At 63.3% G+C, this 16,582-nt stretch carries 17 protein-coding genes; 7 read left to right on the forward strand and 10 right to left on the reverse strand.

Annotated elements, in window-relative coordinates; all coding sequences use genetic code 11:
• Positions 1–51: 51 nt before the first annotated feature.
• On the reverse strand, positions 52–645 hold the full coding sequence (locus tag OO306_RS06610) for a DUF4157 domain-containing protein (RefSeq protein WP_265968131.1): 594 nt from the start codon (positions 643–645) through the stop codon (positions 52–54).
• Positions 632–1,195 carry a TetR/AcrR family transcriptional regulator gene (locus OO306_RS06615; RefSeq protein WP_265968132.1) on the reverse strand — a complete coding sequence of 188 codons (564 nt, stop codon included), beginning with the start codon at positions 1,193–1,195 and terminating at the stop codon, positions 632–634. The genes OO306_RS06610 and OO306_RS06615 overlap by 14 nt, the downstream gene beginning before the upstream one ends.
• Positions 1,196–1,284: 89 nt before the next feature.
• On the opposite strand from OO306_RS06615, the gene OO306_RS06620 reads away from it, so the two are divergent.
• Both OO306_RS06620 and OO306_RS06625 read left to right on the forward strand, forming a co-directional pair.
• Positions 1,285–2,016 carry an SDR family oxidoreductase gene (locus OO306_RS06620; RefSeq protein ID WP_265968133.1) on the forward strand — a complete coding sequence of 244 codons (732 nt, stop codon included), beginning with the start codon at positions 1,285–1,287 and terminating at the stop codon, positions 2,014–2,016.
• A gap of 29 nt (positions 2,017–2,045) precedes the next feature.
• On the forward strand, positions 2,046–2,660 hold the full coding sequence (locus tag OO306_RS06625; protein ID WP_186702697.1) for a 2-hydroxychromene-2-carboxylate isomerase: 615 nt from the start codon (positions 2,046–2,048) through the stop codon (positions 2,658–2,660).
• On the opposite strand, the gene OO306_RS06630 is transcribed toward OO306_RS06625, so the two are convergent.
• The 5 genes from OO306_RS06630 to OO306_RS06650 all read right to left on the reverse strand — a co-directional run bounded on the left by OO306_RS06630 (position 2,633) and on the right by OO306_RS06650 (position 6,432).
• A complete protein-coding gene (locus OO306_RS06630; RefSeq protein ID WP_265968134.1) occupies positions 2,633–2,932 on the reverse strand; it encodes a hypothetical protein in 300 nt (99 codons plus the stop codon). The genes OO306_RS06625 and OO306_RS06630 overlap by 28 nt on opposite strands.
• Positions 2,933–2,934: 2 nt before the next feature.
• Positions 2,935–3,480 (reverse strand): cupin domain-containing protein, encoded by a 546-nt coding sequence (locus OO306_RS06635; RefSeq protein ID WP_027594799.1) that lies wholly within the window; start codon positions 3,478–3,480, stop codon positions 2,935–2,937.
• 79 nt (positions 3,481–3,559) lie between these two features.
• On the reverse strand, positions 3,560–4,765 hold the full coding sequence (locus tag OO306_RS06640; RefSeq protein WP_265968135.1) for an MFS transporter: 1,206 nt from the start codon (positions 4,763–4,765) through the stop codon (positions 3,560–3,562).
• Between the two features lie 51 nt (positions 4,766–4,816).
• A complete protein-coding gene (locus tag OO306_RS06645) occupies positions 4,817–5,383 on the reverse strand; it encodes a cytochrome b (RefSeq protein ID WP_265968136.1) in 567 nt (188 codons plus the stop codon).
• A complete protein-coding gene (locus tag OO306_RS06650) occupies positions 5,380–6,432 on the reverse strand; it encodes a catalase family peroxidase (RefSeq protein ID WP_265968137.1) in 1,053 nt (350 codons plus the stop codon). The genes OO306_RS06645 and OO306_RS06650 overlap by 4 nt, the downstream gene beginning before the upstream one ends.
• 124 nt (positions 6,433–6,556) lie before the next feature.
• Here OO306_RS06650 and OO306_RS06655 point away from each other — a divergent pair, with 124 nt between their 5' ends.
• Positions 6,557–7,078: a sigma-70 family RNA polymerase sigma factor gene (locus OO306_RS06655; protein WP_265968138.1), complete on the forward strand. Its 522-nt coding sequence runs from the start codon at positions 6,557–6,559 to the stop codon at positions 7,076–7,078.
• Positions 7,075–7,827 carry an anti-sigma factor gene (locus tag OO306_RS06660; RefSeq protein WP_027594804.1) on the forward strand — a complete coding sequence of 251 codons (753 nt, stop codon included), beginning with the start codon at positions 7,075–7,077 and terminating at the stop codon, positions 7,825–7,827. The genes OO306_RS06655 and OO306_RS06660 overlap by 4 nt, the downstream gene beginning before the upstream one ends.
• Before the next feature lie 334 nt (positions 7,828–8,161).
• Here the strand turns inward: OO306_RS06660 and xthA are convergent, their stop codons facing one another.
• Positions 8,162–8,974 carry an exodeoxyribonuclease III gene (gene xthA / locus OO306_RS06665; protein ID WP_027594805.1) on the reverse strand — a complete coding sequence of 271 codons (813 nt, stop codon included), beginning with the start codon at positions 8,972–8,974 and terminating at the stop codon, positions 8,162–8,164.
• Between the two features lie 163 nt (positions 8,975–9,137).
• On the opposite strand from xthA, the gene OO306_RS06670 reads away from it, so the two are divergent.
• Genes OO306_RS06670 through OO306_RS06680 form a run of 3 tightly spaced genes read left to right on the forward strand, consistent with a single transcriptional unit; the run spans position 9,138 to position 15,253 of the window.
• Entirely contained in the window at positions 9,138–9,788 is a 651-nt protein-coding gene (locus OO306_RS06670) for an N-acetyltransferase (protein ID WP_027594806.1), read from the forward strand.
• A 51-nt stretch (positions 9,789–9,839) separates the two neighbouring features.
• A complete protein-coding gene (locus tag OO306_RS06675) occupies positions 9,840–11,582 on the forward strand; it encodes an autotransporter assembly complex family protein (protein ID WP_027594807.1) in 1,743 nt (580 codons plus the stop codon).
• A complete protein-coding gene (locus OO306_RS06680) occupies positions 11,579–15,253 on the forward strand; it encodes a translocation/assembly module TamB domain-containing protein (RefSeq protein ID WP_265968139.1) in 3,675 nt (1,224 codons plus the stop codon). The genes OO306_RS06675 and OO306_RS06680 overlap by 4 nt, the downstream gene beginning before the upstream one ends.
• Positions 15,254–15,262: 9 nt before the next feature.
• On the opposite strand, the gene OO306_RS06685 is transcribed toward OO306_RS06680, so the two are convergent.
• Both OO306_RS06685 and OO306_RS06690 read right to left on the reverse strand, forming a co-directional pair.
• Positions 15,263–15,823, reverse strand: coding sequence for a DUF2589 domain-containing protein (locus OO306_RS06685; protein WP_265968140.1), 561 nt, complete (start codon positions 15,821–15,823; stop codon positions 15,263–15,265).
• Between the two features lie 62 nt (positions 15,824–15,885).
• Positions 15,886–16,548 carry a DUF2589 domain-containing protein gene (locus tag OO306_RS06690; protein ID WP_265968141.1) on the reverse strand — a complete coding sequence of 221 codons (663 nt, stop codon included), beginning with the start codon at positions 16,546–16,548 and terminating at the stop codon, positions 15,886–15,888.
• Positions 16,549–16,582: the final 34 nt, after the last annotated feature.

The following is a 16,582-nucleotide window of genomic DNA, read 5'->3' on the forward strand; positions in this document are numbered from 1 at the left end:
ATATCTAATAAGTCAGGTAGTTATGTGTTGTTCTTGAGGTTCTTTGTCACATCACCGGGCCTGGCCGGAGCTGCGCGCTCTTAACGCCTTGGCAACCTCCGCCTCTATGTTGTAGGCCGGGCCTTCCAGCTCATTGAAGTCACGCGTGTAGCGCCGGGCGAACTCATCGACGCCTAATGCCTGGTACTGCTGCACGTGCTTGAGCTCGTGCGCCCACAGCGCCACATTGTCTTCAGCATCGCTGGCATGGCGGAAGATGATCGTGTCGATCAGTGTCACGGCATTCACATCGGGGTTTTGCAGCATCGCGTTGGCTGCGCTCATCTGCTGTTCATCGCCAACCCTGAAGCGCGCGGCATCGAGCACGGCAAAGTCATACCAGGGTTCGAGCTGGGCGCGGATGTGCAGCGGGATCGGCTCACTGCCGCTGGCGCTGGCTTCGTCACGGGCCTGGCGCAACGCGTAGGCCAGGCTGGTTGAGGCCATGGTTTCGAAGTCCTTGAGGATCTGCCCGGCCTGGCCTGGGTCGACCGGCGCACAGAAACAGCCCATCAGGCAGACTTGGTACTGGCCCGGAGGGCAGGTCTGTTCAGCAAACACGGGCACGCTCAAAAGCAAGCCAAGCAACAGGTTAACGGCTTTCATTCAAGGCCTTTTCGACGAAGCTGCGGCTGGCATCGAGTACTTCGGACTGCACGGCTTCGCTGGCGAGCATGCGCCCGATCAGCAACGCCCCGACGCACTGGCTGATCAACACCCAGGCCAGTTGTTCATCCTCCAGTGTTGTGCTCCAGGCTTTGTGCAGCTCGACCAGCCAATGTTCGGCCACCTCACGCACCGGTTGATCTGCCCGGGCGATTTCCACCCCAAGCGGCGGCAAGGGGCAGCCCCCTTCGGCATTGTGCAGGTGGGCCAGGCTCAGGTACTGCTGCAGGCAACGGCCAAGCCGCTCGCGGCTGGCACCTTGGCTGGCCAGGCGCGCCAGCGGGCTGTTGCACAGCTCCTGGCGAACGACTTCGGTGAACAGGTCATCTTTGGAAGGGAAGTGATTGTAAAAGGCACCGCCGGTCAGCCCGATGGCTTTCATCAGCCCGGCTACGCCAGTGCTCGTGAAACCGCCGCGTTTGGCCAGTGCACCGCTGGTGGCCAGCAGCTTTTCGCGGGTTTGTTTCTTGTGGTCGCTGGTATAGCGCATTCAATTGCCTCTGCGCGCTTGGCTTGACGATGGGGTCGATCATAACATAGCGTTCGTTTACTAAACGATCATTCACCAAAGGGGCGCACATGACTCAACCACAAAAAGTAGTGCTTGTGATCGGCGCAGGGGATGCCACGGGGGGCGAGATCGCCAAGCGCTTCGCGCGGGAGGGCTACGTGGCCTGCGTCACTCGCCGTCAGGCGGACAAGCTGCAACCGCTGCTGGACGAGATCCGCGCCGAAGGTGGCCAGGCCCATGGCTTTGGCTCCGATGCGCGTAAGGAGGAAGAGGTGGCCGCGCTGGTTGAGACCATCGAGCGTGATATTGGCCCGATCGAGGCGTTTGTCTTCAATATCGGCGCCAATGTGCCTTGCAGCATTCTCGACGAAACGCCGCGTAAATACTTCAAGATTTGGGAGATGGCCTGTTTTGCCGGGTTTCTGACAGCGCAGGCGGTGGCTCGGCGCATGGTGGTGCGTGAGCGCGGCACGATTCTGTTCACAGGCGCTACTGCAGGTACCCGTGGCGCTGCTGGCTTTGCCGCATTCGCCGGTGCCAAGCACGGCCTGCGGGCATTGGCCCAGAGCATGGCGCGTGAGCTGGGGCCGCGCAATATCCATGTCGCCCATGTAGTGGTGGATGGGGCAATCGATACCGCGTTCATCCGCGACAGTTTCCCCGAGCGCTACGCCCTTAAGGACCAGGATGGCATCCTCGACCCGGCCCATATTGCCGACAGCTACTGGTTCCTCCACGCCCAACCGCGAGATGCCTGGACATTCGAACTGGACCTGCGCCCCTGGATGGAACGCTGGTAAGCCCCCCTCATCGACCAAGGACCGAACCCATGACCAAGACCGTCGAATTCTTCTTTGACCTCGGCAGCCCCGCCAGTTACCTGGCGTGGACCCAGCTGCCGGGTATCTGTGACCGCCATGGCGCGGCGCTGCATTATCGGCCCATGCTGTTGGGTGGGGTATTCCAGGCCACCGGCAATGCCTCGCCGGCAATGATCCCAGCCAAGGGCCGCTACATGTTCACCGACCTTGCACGCTTCGCAGCGCGCTACGGTGTGCCGTTTGGGCTACCACCGGGCTTCCCGATGAATACCCTGATGCTGATGCGCGGTGTAATCGGCACACAGTTGCAAGCACCGGAACGCTTCGAGGCACTGTTGCGGGCATTGTTCAACGGCCTGTGGGCCGAGCGACGCAACCTGGGGGACGCGGCGGTGTTGCAGCAGACGCTGGAACAGGCCGGCTTTGACCTTGCCGCGCTCACTGCCCTGGCGGGCGACGCGCAGGTGAAGGCGGCCCTGAAGCAGGCGACCGAGGAAGCCGTTGCGCGCGGTGTATTTGGTGCGCCGACCTGTTTTGTCGGTGATGAGATGTTCTTTGGGCAAGACCGCCTGGACTTTGTCGAGGACGCGCTGCGTCAACCGGCCAGGCGCGCTTCCAGCTGAGTACGTTCCCACAGGCTGAGCAGGTCGGTGGGGTTGGTGCCGTAGCGGTGCCAGTCGTCAAGGCCGGCCTGATCACCGTTGGGGGCCACGCACTGGACGCATTGAGCAAGGCCTTCGGCATCCACGGCCAGGGTCAACTGCCAGCCTTCGATCAGCACATCGACCAGCCCTTCGGCGCGCTGGGCGGTGATGTGCACGGGATGGACGCCCAGGGCTGCGTCACGCAAGCGCTGATACGCGGCCCGTGTGTTCACGGTGCCTGGGCGGTTCACGGTCAGAAGTTCGCCGGGGTGTTGGCGCTGATGATTTCGGCCTCATCCTGGCCAATGTTCTTGAAGCTGTGCGGCAGGGTAGTGGGGATGTAGTAGCCATCACCCGAATTGAGCACGCTGACCTGGCCATCGACCCACAGTTCGACGGTGCCGCGGGTGACCAGGCCGCACTCTTCGCCTTCTGCATGCACGATCGGCTCGCCCGAATCGGCGCCCGGTGCGTACAGTTCACGCAGCATGCGCATCTGACGGGCCTCGACACTGGCACCTACCAACAGCATGCGCAGGCCGTTACGGCCCAAGTCTGGCTGCTCGCTGGCGCGGAACACGAAGCGCTCTTCCCGCACCGGCTCGTCGAAGCTGAAAAACTCCGCCAAGCTCATCGGGATCCCTTCGAGCAGTTTTTTCAGGGAGCTGACCGAAGGGCTGACGCGGTTCTGTTCGATCTGCGAGATCGTCGAGTTAGTCAGCCCGCTGCGGCGGGCCAGTTCCCGTTGGGAGAGGTTGTTGCGTTCACGCACCAGTTTGAGTCGCGTCCCCGTGTCCATAGCCGCCTTGTAATCAGAGGTGTCAAAAATAATGAGCGACGCATTAAAACACACTCTGCACGCTTGCGCGCTGTGCTTATCAGGCACGTGGTTCGCGTGGCATCGGCCATAGCCCGACCAGCAGCAACAGCGCGGCTACCGCCAGGAACGGCAAGCGTGGGTCAAGGGCATACACCAGGGTGCCGGCCAGTGGCCCAATTACTGCGCCCATGCCTTGGGCGGCGCCGATCGAGCCCGCTGTGGCGCCTTGTTCCGAGGCCTGCATGGCATTGGCCGCCAGCGCCGAAAACGCCGGGAACACAAAGCCCATGCCGGCCGCAGCGACGAAGAAGCACGCCCACAGCCAGGGCGCGGTGGTCGCCAGTGCACCGCAGGCAAAGCCCACGGCCGACACGCTGGCGCCCACCCGGATCATCTTCAGCGGCGGCCATTCCAGTTGGCGCAGCACAACTTGGGCCAGGATCAGCGCCACACCGACCGTGGTCAGGGCAATGCCGGCGACCTGAGCCGCGTCAGCCGGGCCCAACTGCAAGCGGTCCAGGGCGAAGAACCCGACAATGATCTGTGACACGGTGACGCTAAGCATGGCGCTGAAGGCCACCAGCAAAGGCCGGCGCAGCCGGGGGTCGGTCAGTTGCACAGGGCTGGGCGCATGGGTGTGCGCCAGCGCTTGTGGCTTGAGTGTGAACAGCAACACGAAGAACGCGGTGGCCGGCAGCAGCGACATGAGGTGGAACGGCAGGCTCAGGCTGTAGCGCGCGAGCAGTGCGGCCAGTGCTGGGCCCAGCACCAGGCCGACCGCGTTTGCCGCGCCCAGTGAGGCCATGGCGCGGGCTCGGCGCTGCGGTTCGACATGGTCGGCGATCAGTGCATTGCAAGCCACTGGGATGGCGGCGTAGAAGGCGCCGATGCAGCCGCGTGCGAGCATGAGGCCGATAAAGGCCAGGGTTGCGCCCGGCATCCAGCGCAGCGCGCCTTCGACGAACACGCACAACAGCCAGTAGGCCACGGTGAAGCCTGCGCTTCCCAGCAGCAGCACGCGGCGGCGGCCGAGCCGGTCAGCGGCGCGGCCCCACGGGCGTGCCAGCAGCACCCAGACCACCCCGGCGACGGTAACAGCGGCACCGGCCTGCCAGGTGGCCATGCCGAGCTGGCGAGCGATTGGGCCTATGAGGGCAACGAAGGCCATCATCGACATGGTGCAGGCCATGTTGGCCAGCAGCAGTGGGCGTAAGTCCAGCGTGCTGGCAGGCACGAGAGTGGCAGGATCCTTTGCGACGTTCATGGGCAGTCCAGAGAAGTTCAGCGATAAGTGCGCCGATCTTAGTAAGAATTATTATCGATTGTCGAACGCCCTGAACCGCACCGGCTTATTCGCTGCGACGCAGGGGCCAGGCCACATGCTACGCAAGACGCCGTCGCGGCGCACCAAGGCGTGCATCAGCGCTGCGCCCAGGTGCACCAGGATCGTCGCGAACAGCAGGTAGCCAGCCCAGCCGTGGGCTTGTCGCAGCACGGCATACAGCTGCAGGTCGTGGGGGGCGATTGCCGGCAATTGCAGGGGCCGCGGGTAGCCGCCGGCCGACAGCATGGCCCAGCCCAGCAGTGGCATGGCCAGCATCAGGCCATAGAGCAGCACATGCGAGGCACCGGCGGCGAACCGCTGCAGCCGTGGCAGGTCGCGTGGCAGCGGTGGGTGTGGCAAGGCTAAACGCAGGCCGATACGCAACACCACCAGTACCAGCAAGGCCAGGCCAGTGGCCTTGTGCAGGCTGAGCAATACGGGGTGGCGCAGTGACAGGTCGCTGACCATGCTCACACCAATGAACAACATGGCCACAATCAACACCGCCATCAGCCAGTGCAGCAGGCGGGCGAGGGGGTGGAAGGCTTCAGGTTTCATGGGCGGGCTCCAGTGCCGAGCGATTCACGGCTGCGGCGGTTGAACGATTCCGAATAGGCGGCGGATCGGGCGGCCAGAATCGGGTCGGCAGAGGCTTCGATGCCGTGGGGCAGGATCAGCGGGTCGAAATTAATGTCGCGGCAAGCGCCTTGCTCAGGCGCGTCGACCTGTTCGAGTACAAGCGTGCCGGCGTCCACGCTGCGCCGTTGCGCAGGCCATGGGCTGGCCGGGTTGTCCACGGCGTCGCCAGGCTCGGCCAGGACCAGGCGCAGGGTCCAGCGCAGCGGCCCTTGGGCCAGGCGCTGTTGCAGGTCATGCTGCAAGAACAGTTTGTCGTCCACCTGGCCTGGCAGGGCGGTAAACGGGGTTTGCGGCTCCAGTTGCCAACGTACCGGCTGGGCCGCGCCGGCGGCGTCGATCAGGCGGAAGGCATTGATGCTGTGATACTGGGTACTGGCGAAACTGTTGCTTGGCTTGTAGCTCGCCGCCCACTGGCGGAACGCCGCGCTTTCGGGGTGGGCGGCAAAAAACGCTTGTTGCCTGGCCGGGTCCGGTTTGCCAGTGGCAGGGTCTGGCGTACTGGCCAGGACCTGTTCATAGAACGCCTGCGGCGTACCCACCGCCAGCACCGGCGGGTTGTTCATGCCGGTACGCCAGACTTGCCCATCGTCAGTGCTGAGCTGAAGCGCCAGGCTGCGCACCGGGATTGCCGTGTCTGGCGCGAACGGGTTGGCGCCGCCAATGGCAAAACGGCCGATAACCGGCACGCGTGCCTGGCTGAACACGCGGGCCGTGGACAGGCTGGCAGCCTGCCCGCTGGCTTGGAAGTAGCCCGAGACACAGAGCCCTTTTGCGTGGTTCTTGCGGTAGCCTGGGTAGTGCCCAGCCTGGGCCTCGAAGGTGTCGATGATGCGCTTTGGCGTCAGTTCAGGTGCGCCGATCCAGCCGGCGGCATAGGCAAAGCCTGCGCCGGCAGCCAGCATGACAGCGCCGATGGCCGCCAGGCGCAAGGCCTTGGCGGGGCCGTGCAAAGGTGAGTTCATGATCATCGTCCGGTTCTGTGAAGGTGCCGGTACGACGCTGCAGGGAAAAACTTATTCCCTCGGCGGGAATAGATTTTGTTACCGGGCGTCTGCCTCTTACACTGATAACCCCAGAGGCCGGGACATAGCCATGCACGATCTGGACGAACACCAGTGGCGCGAGCTGCTGGCACGTTTGCGCCGCTTTGCCTTGTGGTTGACGCGCGAACCGGGCAGCGCCGACGACCTGGTGCAGGCCACCGTGGAGCGAGCCTTGAGCCGCCAGGGCCAGCAACGTGAAGCTGAGGCGCTGCGCGCCTGGCTGTTCACCATCCTTTATCGGCTGTTTCTTGACGGCAAACGCCGCGACCGCCTGCATGCCCGTTGGCTGTCCTGGTTCGGCCGCGCCGAGGTGGAAAGCGAGCCCGTTGGCGGCAATATCGAAGACATCGTGCTGGCCCAGGCCGACCTGCGTGCCTTCGCTCAGCTGTCGGCGGAGCAGCGTGCTTTGCTGCTGCTGGTGAGCATCGAAGGTTTGAGTTACAAAGAGGCCGCCCAGGCCTTGGGCATCCCTATCGGTACCGTGATGTCGCGCTTGTCGCGCGCCCGCAATGCCTTGCGCGAACTGACCGAGGGCAACCCTCAACCCCCGGCCTTGCGGAGACTGAAATGACACGCCTGATCCCCACTGAAGATGAGTTGCATGCCTACATCGATGAGCGCCTGACGCCTGCCCGCCGGGCAGAGGTAAAGGTTTGGCTGGCGGCCAACCCGCAGGAAGCGGCGCGGGTCGAGGGCTGGCGCAGCGATGCGCGGCGGCTGCGTGTGGCACTCGCCGGCCTGGGTGAACAACCGGGGGCTGCGCAGCTGGATCTGGGCCAATTAAAGCAGCGGCTGCGCCAGCGTCGTCAACGGCGTTGGGCATCGGCGGCAGTGCTCGTGCTGGCGATTGGTGTGGGTGGTTTGGGCGGTTGGCAGGCGCGGGATGCGATGTTGGCCAGGGTCGATCTGCCCATGGCCGATGCGGTCCAGGCTCATCGGCTGTTTGCCGGCAGCGAGGCGCTGGATATCCAGGCCAGCGACCCGACTCAATTGCGTGACTGGTTGGGGCGTCATTTCAGCCGGGTAGGCCAGTTGCCGGACCTGGCGGGTTACGGTTTCAGGCCGGTGGGCGCGCGGTTGCTCAGCAACGAGCAAGGGCCTGCGGCGCTCCTGGTGTTTCAGGATGGCAAAGGGGAACGCATCAGCCTGTTTCTGCGCTCGCCGGGTGAGCGTTATGAACGCATGCCCGAGGGGCAGCGGGTTGATGGGCAACTGGAGGCACGGTACTGGTCGCATGGGGCGTATAACTTTGCGTTGGTCAGTGCGGCGGACGATACGCGTGGGGCGGGGGTAGGGGAGGCGTTGCGGTTGGGGTTGTAGGGTGATGGTGATGATTTGGTTGAGTGGGTGTGGGCAGCCAGGTGTAGGGCATTGGATTTACAGCGCCTGTGAGATCGAGCGCCGCCCGCGCGGCGCTTCGCAGCACAAGGCTGCTCCCACATCTGTTTCGGGCCAATCAATCCTGAGACAGAGGCGCGCGGCCCTTTGGCGCCCACCTCGATATCGTGTGGAACAAACAAGGCGGTCGTGCGCGTTGCTACAGGCGTTACTGGCCCGAAAAAAATGTAGGAGCAGCCTTGTGCTGCGAAGCGCCGCGCGGGCGGCGCTCGATCTCACGGGCAATAAAAATCCAATGGCTTACACCTGACTAGGGTCAGCTCAACTCCAGCCAGATCGGTGCATGGTCCGACGGCTTTTCCATCCCGCGCAACTCATAGTCCACACCCGCCGCCTTGATCCGTGGCACCAGGTGCTGCGACGCCATGATCAGGTCGATGCGCAGGCCACGCTTGGGTTCATCCTCGAAACCGCGGCTGCGGTAGTCGAACCAGCTGAAGCGGTCGGCCACGTCCGGGTGCAGGTGGCGGAAACTGTCGACCAGGCCCCAGCCTTTAAGGCGCTCCATCCATTCGCGCTCTTCCGGCAGGAAGCTGCATTTACCGGTCTTGAGCCAACGTTTGGCGTTGTCCGGGCCGATGCCGATGTCGCAGTCCTGGGGCGAGATGTTCATGTCGCCCATCACCAGCACCGGCTGGTCGTTGCGGAACTGGTTTTCGAGCAGGGCCTGCAGGTCGCTGTAGAAGCGCTGCTTGGCCGGGAATTTGGTGGGGTGGTCGCGGCTTTCACCCTGGGGGAAGTAGCCGTTCATGATGGTGATCGGGTTGCCGTCGGCATCGGCGAAGGTGCCCCAGATGAAGCGGCGCTGGGCGTCTTCCTCATCGGTGGCAAAGCCCTTGTGCAGGCTCAGCGGTGCCTGGCGCGACAGCAAGGCGACGCCATAGTGGCCTTTTTGGCCGTGGTAATGCACGTGGTAGCCCAGTGCCTGGACATCGGCCAGAGGGAACTGATCGTCGCTGACCTTGGTTTCCTGCAGGCCGATCACGTCAGGCTGATGCTTGTCGATCAGCGCCGCCAGCTGATGCGGGCGCGCTCGCAGGCCGTTGATGTTGAAACAGACGATCTTCATGGAAAGACAATCCCGGTAAAAGCCGCGATGCTAGCCGACATCGCGCGTCATCACCAGCATGGCGGGTTCGGGGTGCTGCTGCTAACGTGCTGTAGGGGCTGAACGATGCGCGGTGGAGCACACTCCAAGGCATTGCAAGCCCATTCCAGGAGGACTGCCCGCAATGCCCGAAACCACTGCCACGCCGGCGCGTATCTGCCAACTTGACGACGGCTACAGCCGTGAGGCGCGTTCGCTGCTGTACAACGCCTACCGCCATGAACCTACCTTTGCTTACATTTTCGAGGCGCAGCGCCCAGGCTATGAGCGCCGCCTGCGCGTGATGGTGCGTGAATGGGTCCGCCAGCACTTTTACCTGCAACTGCCGGCCATTGGCCTGTTGCTGGATGACCGCTTGATTGCCCTGGCCCTGATCGTGCCGCCGCTGCGCAGGCTGGGGGTGGCCGACAGCTGGGCCTGGCGTCTGCGCATGATGCTGGGTACCGGCCTGCGCTGCACGCGACGCTACATGGACTACCAGGCCGCATTGGCCAGTTGCTTGCCTACAGACCAAGTGCACGTCTTGCCTCTACTGGGCGTGCACCCGCAATTTCAGGGGCGCCAGTACGGTGAGCAATTGTTACAAGCTGTGCATGACTGGTGCGCGGAAGACCCCAGCACCCAGGGCGTGGTGCTGGACACCGGCAATGAGCACTACCTGGCGTTCTACCAGCGTCAGGGCTATGAAGAAATTGGCGAGGTTGCCGTAGGGCCGATCCGAGAAAGGGTGTTCTTCCATCCCAACCCCGTGTCTTCAACTTCCGCTTTTGCCTGACAAGCCGCCAGACGGCTCCCTTGAGCGCCCGGCTCTGGTAGCATGCCCCGCATGACGTATTCAGGAAGATTAACCTGGGGCCTGGTTTTCTGGGTCGCCAGTTTCGCAGCATGGGGCCAGAGCGAGTTGCTGGTGAAGGTAAAACCAGCCAACAAAGCGCTCAAGGCCAATGTCGAAGGCTATATCGGCAACTTGGGTGACCGCGATGAAGAAGCGCTGCTGCGCTTCAGTCGCGGGGCTCAGGAGCAGGCGCGCAAAGCCGCGCAGGCACTTGGCTACTATCAAGCCCAGATCGATACCGAGGTCAAGCCTCCCGCCAAAGCCGACCAAGCCCCACAATTGATAATCCAGATCGCCCCCGGCGAGCCTGTGCGCCTGCGCAACGTGACGGTGCGCATCGAAGGGCCTGCCAGTGAGATGAAGGCGTTTCGGGTGCCCGACAGCAAGGCACTGCGCGCTGGCGAGCAGCTTAACCATGGGCTTTACGAAGATGCCAAACGGCTGATCCAGAACCAGGCTTCACGCTATGGCTTCTTCGCCGGCCGCTTCAGCCGCCAACGCCTGGCAGTCGACCCCCAGGCCGGCGTGGCCGACATCGAACTGGTCTACCAAAGCGGCCCTCGCTATCGCCTGGGCGCGGTCAAGTTTGGCGGTGACACACCGCTGGATGAAGACCTGCTGCAGCGCATGGTTTCGTTCAAGCCAGGCACGCCCTATGACTCCGAGCTGATTGCCGAACTCAACAACGACCTGCAATCGAGTGGTTACTTCGAGGGTGTGCGGGTAGACGCCGCCCCGACTGCCGCCGTGGGCGAGGACATCCCGGTGGAGGTCCGCCTGGAAACCCGCAAACCACGCACCATGGGCCTGGGCTTGGGCTTCTCGACTGACGTCGGCCCCCGTGGCAAGGCCAACTGGACGCGACACTGGGTCAACCCTCAGGGCCACAGCTACGGCTGGGAAACCGAACTGTCGGCACCTCGGCAGAACGTCGGCCTGTGGTATGACGTGCCGCTCGACCCGCCGCTGACCGACAAACTGCGCTTTGCCGGTGGTTACCAGAACGAGGAACTCGCCGGTACCGACACCCTCAGCAAGCTGCTCACCGTCGGGCCAGAATGGCACAGCAAGTTGCCCAGTGGTTGGCAGCGGGTCATCTCGCTCAAGTACCAGCGTGAAGAGTACCGCCTGGGCGATGACTCGGGGCTGAGCAACTTGCTGATGCCGGGTGTCAGCTTCTCGTACCTGCGCAGCGACAACCGCATTGACCCGCACAATGGCTACCGCCTGCAGTTCGATACCCAGGTGGCGAAGGAAGGCCTGGTCTCCGACACCAACCTGCTGCACGGCAACGTGCTGCTCAAGGGCCTTACCACGCTTGGCCATAACCATCGCTTCCTCGGCCGGGTGCAATTTGGCGGCAGCGCCACCAACGGCTACAAGAACAACATCCCGCCATCGCTGCGCTTCTTCGCCGGTGGCGACCAGAGCGTGCGTGGCTATGACTACCAGACCTTGTCGCCGAAAAACAGCGACGGCGACCGCATCGGTGGCCGCTACCTGGTGGCTGGCAGCGTCGAGTACCAGTACTCACTGACTGAAAAGTGGCGCGTGGCAACCTTTGTCGATCAGGGCAACTCGTTCAACACCTTCGAGCTGCCAAGCCTCAAGACTGGGGTGGGCATTGGTGTGCGTTGGGTTTCACCGGTTGGGCCATTGCGCCTGGACCTGGCCAAGGCCCTCGATGACGAGGGCGGTATTCGCCTGCACTTCTCCATGGGGCCTGAGCTGTGACACGTGTGTTCAAATTCGTACTGCTGGGCGTGCTCGGCGGGGTAGTGGCCGTGGGCCTGGCGCTGGGCGTGCTGGTGGGGACCGAAAGCGGCAGCCGCTGGGCACTGGCCAGGGTGCCGGGGTTGCAGGTCGCTGACTTCCAAGGGCGCCTGGCGGGCAGTTGGCAAGCCAGCCAGCTGAGCTGGGTGGAGGGCGGTAATCGGGTTGAGGTGCAGGCCCCGCTGTTGACATGGTCGCCCGGGTGCCTGCTGCGTGCCACCTTGTGTATCGATCAACTGCAGGCGCAGCGCATCGACATGGCGTTTGCACCCAGCGATGCACCGGCTGAAAGCGGCCCGCTGCAACTCCCGGCCCTGCGCTTGCCGGTCGCCATCGAGCTGGGCGAGGTCAAGATCGGCCAACTGCGACTCGACGGCAGCGACCTGTTGGGTGATGTGCAACTGGCCGCCCACTGGACCCAAACGGGCATGCGCATCGACCGCCTGCATCTGCAGCGCGATGATCTGCGCCTGGACCTGCAAGGCGACCTGCAACCTGAGGGCGATTGGCCGCTGCAGCTGCAAGGGCAAGTTCAGCTGCCTTCGGTAGAGGGTAAAAGCTGGCAACTGGCGTTGACCGCGCAAGGCGAGTTGCAGAAAACCCTCACACTCCAAGGCACCAGCTCGGGTTACCTCGATGCACGGCTGAGCGGTGAGCTACAAGCGTTGGCCGAGCACCTGCCGGCAACGCTGCAGATCCGTTCCGACGCTTTCAAACCAACCGGGTCGCTGCCAGATACCCTGCAGTTCAATCAGCTTGAGCTCAATGCCAAAGGTGATTTGCGCAAGGGCTATAAATTGTCGGGCTCGGCCAGTTTGCCGGCTGAGCAGTCACCGATTGCCTTGGTCCTGTCCGGGCGGGTGGATAGCAAAGGGGCCAAGCTCGATGCCCTGGACCTCAACGCCAGCGATAACCAGCGGCTGAAGCTGCAGGCCAGTGCCGACTGGCAACAGGGCCTGACTGCCGATGCCCAGCTCGATTGGCTGGACTTCCCGTGGTTGCGCCTGTACCCGCTGGAGACGCCGCCTGACGTGACGCTCAAGCAATTCAATGCCCAGGTGCACTACCGCGATGGCAATTATCAAGGCACCTTCAAGGGTGATCTTGACGGCCCGGCGGGGGCGTTTTCCCTGGCCAGCCCGTTCGAAGGTGATTTGAACCAGGTGAAACTGCCGCAGCTGGCGCTTAGCGCTGGGCAAGGCAAGGCCGAAGGCAGCGTCGCGGTGCGTTTCGCCGATACGCTGGCGTGGGATGTCGACCTGCAGCTCTCGGCGCTCGACCCCGCGTACTGGCTTGCCGAACTGCCCGGCACCCTGGCCGGGCCGCTGCGCAGCAAAGGTGAAATGAAGGGGGATGCACTCAAGCTCGATGCCCAGCTCGACCTTAAAGGCCGCCTGCGCGGGCAGCCGGCAGTGCTCAAGGTCGAAGCCCAAGGGGCTGGGGAAAGCTGGACGCTCGGAGCCTTGGCTATCCAGCTGGGTGACAACCGCATCAATGGCAGTGGCAGCCTGCAACAGCGGCTGGCCGGGCGCGTGGATCTCGACTTGCCGCGTTTGGGGCAGCTATGGCCCAGGCTGCAAGGGCAGGTCAAGGGCCGGCTGGACGTCGCCGGGACCTTGAAGGCGCCCCAAGGTACGCTCACTTTGCAGGGCCAACAGTTGGCGCAGGCCGAAAACCGTATTCAGCGCCTGGACCTGGACGCACGCCTGGACAGCGCCCAACGTGGTGTGATCGACCTCAAAGCCGGCGGCATTCACCTCGGTGACACGGCACTGGGCACCTTGCAGGCCAATGGCAAAGGCGACATTCGCCAGCAAGCCCTGACCCTGGCGCTCGACGGCCCGCAGCTCAAGCTGGACCTGGGCCTGGACGGCCAGTTGAGCAAAGGCGATTGGCGTGGTCGCCTTGCCAGTGGCCGAATCCAGGCTGGAGGCCAGGATTGGCAGTTGCAGGCGCCGGCACGCCTGCAGCGATTGGCCAGCGGCCAGCTGGATTTTGGCGCCCATTGCTGGCGTTCCGGCCAGGCCAGCCTGTGTGGTGATGACCAGCGCCTGGCGCCTGAGCCGCGCTTGCGCTACCACCTTAAACAGTTCCCGCTGGACAGCCTGGCCCAGTGGCTGCCAAAGGACTTTGCCTGGCAGGGCCTGCTGAATGCCGACGTCAACTTGGATATCCCGGCCAGCGGCCCGAAAGGCAACATTGTTGTCGACGCCAGTGGCGGCACCTTGCGCGTGCGCGACAAGGGGCGCTGGATCGATTTCCCTTATCAGGCGCTGCGCCTGGACAGTACCCTGGCACCTCGCCGCATCGACGCCCGCTTGAATTTCCGGGGTGAGCGCCTGGGCGAACTGAGCCTGAATGCCCGCCTCGACCCGTTGGGCAAGAACAAGCCATTGTCGGGCGATTTCCGCCTGGCGGGCCTGGACCTGTCGGTCGCCCGACCGTTCGTGCCCATGGTCGAACGCCTGGCCGGGCAGTTGAATGGCAGCGGAAATTTGTCGGGTACGCTGCTGGCACCGCAGGTCAACGGCAACCTGGTACTGAGCCAGGGCGAGGTCAGTGGCGCCGAACTGCCGGTTAGCCTCAAAGACCTCTCGCTGCAGGCTACGATCGCGGGTGAACAGGTCCAGCTCAACGGCGGTTGGCGCAGCGGCGAAGCGGGGCGCGGGCAACTGTCCGGTAATCTGACTTGGGGCCAGGCCTTGGGCATGGACCTGCGTTTGCAGGGGCAACAATTGCCGGTGACGGTTGAGCCCTATGCGACGCTGGAAGTCGCCCCGGACCTGAACCTGCGCCTGGTCGACGACAAGCTGGCGATAACCGGCAAGGTGCAGGTGCCAAAAGGCAAGATCACGGTACGCGAGCTGCCGCCCTCGACGGTGAAGGTGTCTGATGACACCGTCATCGTTGGCCATCAGACCGAAGAGGGCAAGCCGCCCATGGCGATGGCCATGGACATCGATGTCGATGTCGGGCGCGAAAAGCTGTCGTTCAAAGGCTTTGGCCTCACGGCCAACCTGTTGGGCCACGTGCATATCGGCGACAACCTCGATACCCGCGGTGAACTGAGCCTGGCCGATGGTCGTTACCGCGCCTACGGGCAGCGCCTGACCATACGCCGGGCGCGCTTGCTGTTCGCCGGCCCGCTCGATCAGCCGTACCTGGACATTGAAGCGATTCGAAAAGTCGATGACGTGATTGCCGGTATTCGCTTGAGCGGCAGTGCCGAGCAGCCCACCACGCAGGTGTTCTCCGAACCTGCCATGAGCCAGGAGCAGGCCCTGTCGTACCTGGTGCTGGGTCGCCCATTGGGCACGTCGGGTGAGGACAACAACATGCTTGCCGAGGCCGCGTTGGGCTTGGGCTTGGCAGGCAGTGCCGGCATTACCGGCAGCCTGGCATCGAGCCTGGGTATCGATGATTTCCAGTTGGATACCGAAGGCTCAGGCAATACCACCAGTGTGGTCGCCAGCGGCAACCTGACCGAGAAGCTGAGCTTGCGTTACGGGGTAGGGGTGTTCGAGCCTGCCAACACCATCGCGTTGCGCTACAAGTTGAGCCGGATGGTGTACCTGGAGGCTGCCAGCGGCTTGGCAAGCTCGCTGGACATCTTCTACAAACGGGACTTCTGATCGCCGCGGTCAGCGGACCGTGGCAGCTTCGACGAATTCATTGGTATCGGGAGTAGGCGAGGGTGTGGGTTTAGCTATGCGCACCGGTGTGATCAGGCTGGTGTATTCCTCGATCAGCCGGTTAAGCGCTTCAGGCGGCTCACTGGCCTGGAACTGCATGCGGATCTGCACCTCGTCAGGGTCGCGACTGTCACCCTGACGGCCCTGGCCACCAATGGTCACCTTGAAACTGGCGGCGTTCGTCTCGCTGGCCGCCTGCAGCGCTTGCTGCGCCTCGGTGCCCTTGACGCGGACCGACAGGTCAACCTGCATGCGCTCAAGTGCCAGGCCCTTGGGCGACACTAGCGCAAACAAGGGCACACGCATGATGTGCTGCTCATCCATGGCGATTTCGACCATTTTGGCTTTCATGGGCGCACCCAGAGCTTCGGTGTCGCAGTCGAAGAATTGATCGAACAGATTGATGTACTGCTGAGCTATCAGGCTGTTGGTGGCGCTGGCGGCTTCTTGCAGGCCGCGTGTGATCTCGCGCAGGTCGATGGATGTCATGGGGGCGGGGGACTTGTCCAAACGTTCGGCTCCTGGGTCCAGGGGGGGTGCCCCCTGTTGCAAGGGGGCGATCGTTACCAACGTTAGTTAGCAGCAGGTGCCCCAGGCGTTGCTTTGCTGCCGTTCGCGAGGCCGTTGAGCGTGTCGGCTTGCGAGATCATGTCCGGGCTATTCAGCTTTGCGGACTTGACGACAGTGGGTTTGGTGGCAGCCTCGGTCAGGAAATCGATAACCCTCATCACCGCTTCAGGCGGGTCTTGGCGCTTCAGGGTCGTGCTGAAAGCGTAGCGGGCGCGGGTGTCGGTCTTGCGGGTTTGCGTGGACTTGTGGCTGATGCTGCCCTTGACGTTGAGCTTGAATGGCCCCCAACCCAGCGACCCGGTTGCCGTTGCGGCCAGGTTTCTGTCGGCCACGTCTTCCGACATCTGGTTGATGGTCAGTTCGAACTCGACATTACCTTCCTCAATGGCGATGTTCGGGTGGGTGATCGCCGCTACCAGCGGCACTTTCATGGTTTTGCTGACGACGCCTTGGTACTCACCCTGTTCATCGACGATGGTTTCGTCGTAGTCGAACTGGATGGCGACCGCCTTGCCTTCCTGAACGCACACTTGCATCAGGAAGTCGGCGTACGACTTGCTTGCGGTTACTTGTGCCTGAACCATGGCTTGCAGGGGGCCTGCGATCATGCGGTCCATCGGCAAGGCATTGATGACGGATCCGATGAGGCTGTTGTCTAGGGACATAGCTGGATTCTCTTTTTAATGGGTGCTGCAAACC

Origin of the sequence: Pseudomonas sp. DCB_AW (assembly GCF_026240895.1) — a bacterium.
Taxonomy (GTDB): Bacteria; Pseudomonadota; Gammaproteobacteria; order Pseudomonadales; family Pseudomonadaceae; genus Aquipseudomonas; species Aquipseudomonas kermanshahensis.

Excerpts from the sequence above, each read along its gene's own strand:
- OO306_RS06610 (WP_265968131.1), bottom strand. The coding sequence starts at position 645 with ATGAAAGCCGTTAACCTGTTGCTTGGCTTGCTTTTGAGCGTGCCCGTG.
- OO306_RS06655 (WP_265968138.1), top strand. The coding sequence starts at position 6,557 with ATGCACGATCTGGACGAACACCAGTGGCGCGAGCTGCTGGCACGTTTG.
- OO306_RS06640 (WP_265968135.1), bottom strand. The coding sequence starts at position 4,765 with ATGAACGTCGCAAAGGATCCTGCCACTCTCGTGCCTGCCAGCACGCTG.
- xthA (WP_027594805.1), bottom strand. The coding sequence starts at position 8,974 with ATGAAGATCGTCTGTTTCAACATCAACGGCCTGCGAGCGCGCCCGCAT.
- OO306_RS06635 (WP_027594799.1), bottom strand. The coding sequence starts at position 3,480 with ATGGACACGGGGACGCGACTCAAACTGGTGCGTGAACGCAACAACCTC.
- OO306_RS06675 (WP_027594807.1), top strand. The coding sequence starts at position 9,840 with ATGACGTATTCAGGAAGATTAACCTGGGGCCTGGTTTTCTGGGTCGCC.
- OO306_RS06645 (WP_265968136.1), bottom strand. The coding sequence starts at position 5,383 with ATGAAACCTGAAGCCTTCCACCCCCTCGCCCGCCTGCTGCACTGGCTG.
- OO306_RS06660 (WP_027594804.1), top strand. The coding sequence starts at position 7,075 with ATGACACGCCTGATCCCCACTGAAGATGAGTTGCATGCCTACATCGAT.
- OO306_RS06670 (WP_027594806.1), top strand. The coding sequence starts at position 9,138 with ATGCCCGAAACCACTGCCACGCCGGCGCGTATCTGCCAACTTGACGAC.
- OO306_RS06620 (WP_265968133.1), top strand. The coding sequence starts at position 1,285 with ATGACTCAACCACAAAAAGTAGTGCTTGTGATCGGCGCAGGGGATGCC.
- OO306_RS06690 (WP_265968141.1), bottom strand. The coding sequence starts at position 16,548 with ATGTCCCTAGACAACAGCCTCATCGGATCCGTCATCAATGCCTTGCCG.
- OO306_RS06615 (WP_265968132.1), bottom strand. The coding sequence starts at position 1,195 with ATGCGCTATACCAGCGACCACAAGAAACAAACCCGCGAAAAGCTGCTG.
- OO306_RS06625 (WP_186702697.1), top strand. The coding sequence starts at position 2,046 with ATGACCAAGACCGTCGAATTCTTCTTTGACCTCGGCAGCCCCGCCAGT.
- OO306_RS06650 (WP_265968137.1), bottom strand. The coding sequence starts at position 6,432 with ATGATCATGAACTCACCTTTGCACGGCCCCGCCAAGGCCTTGCGCCTG.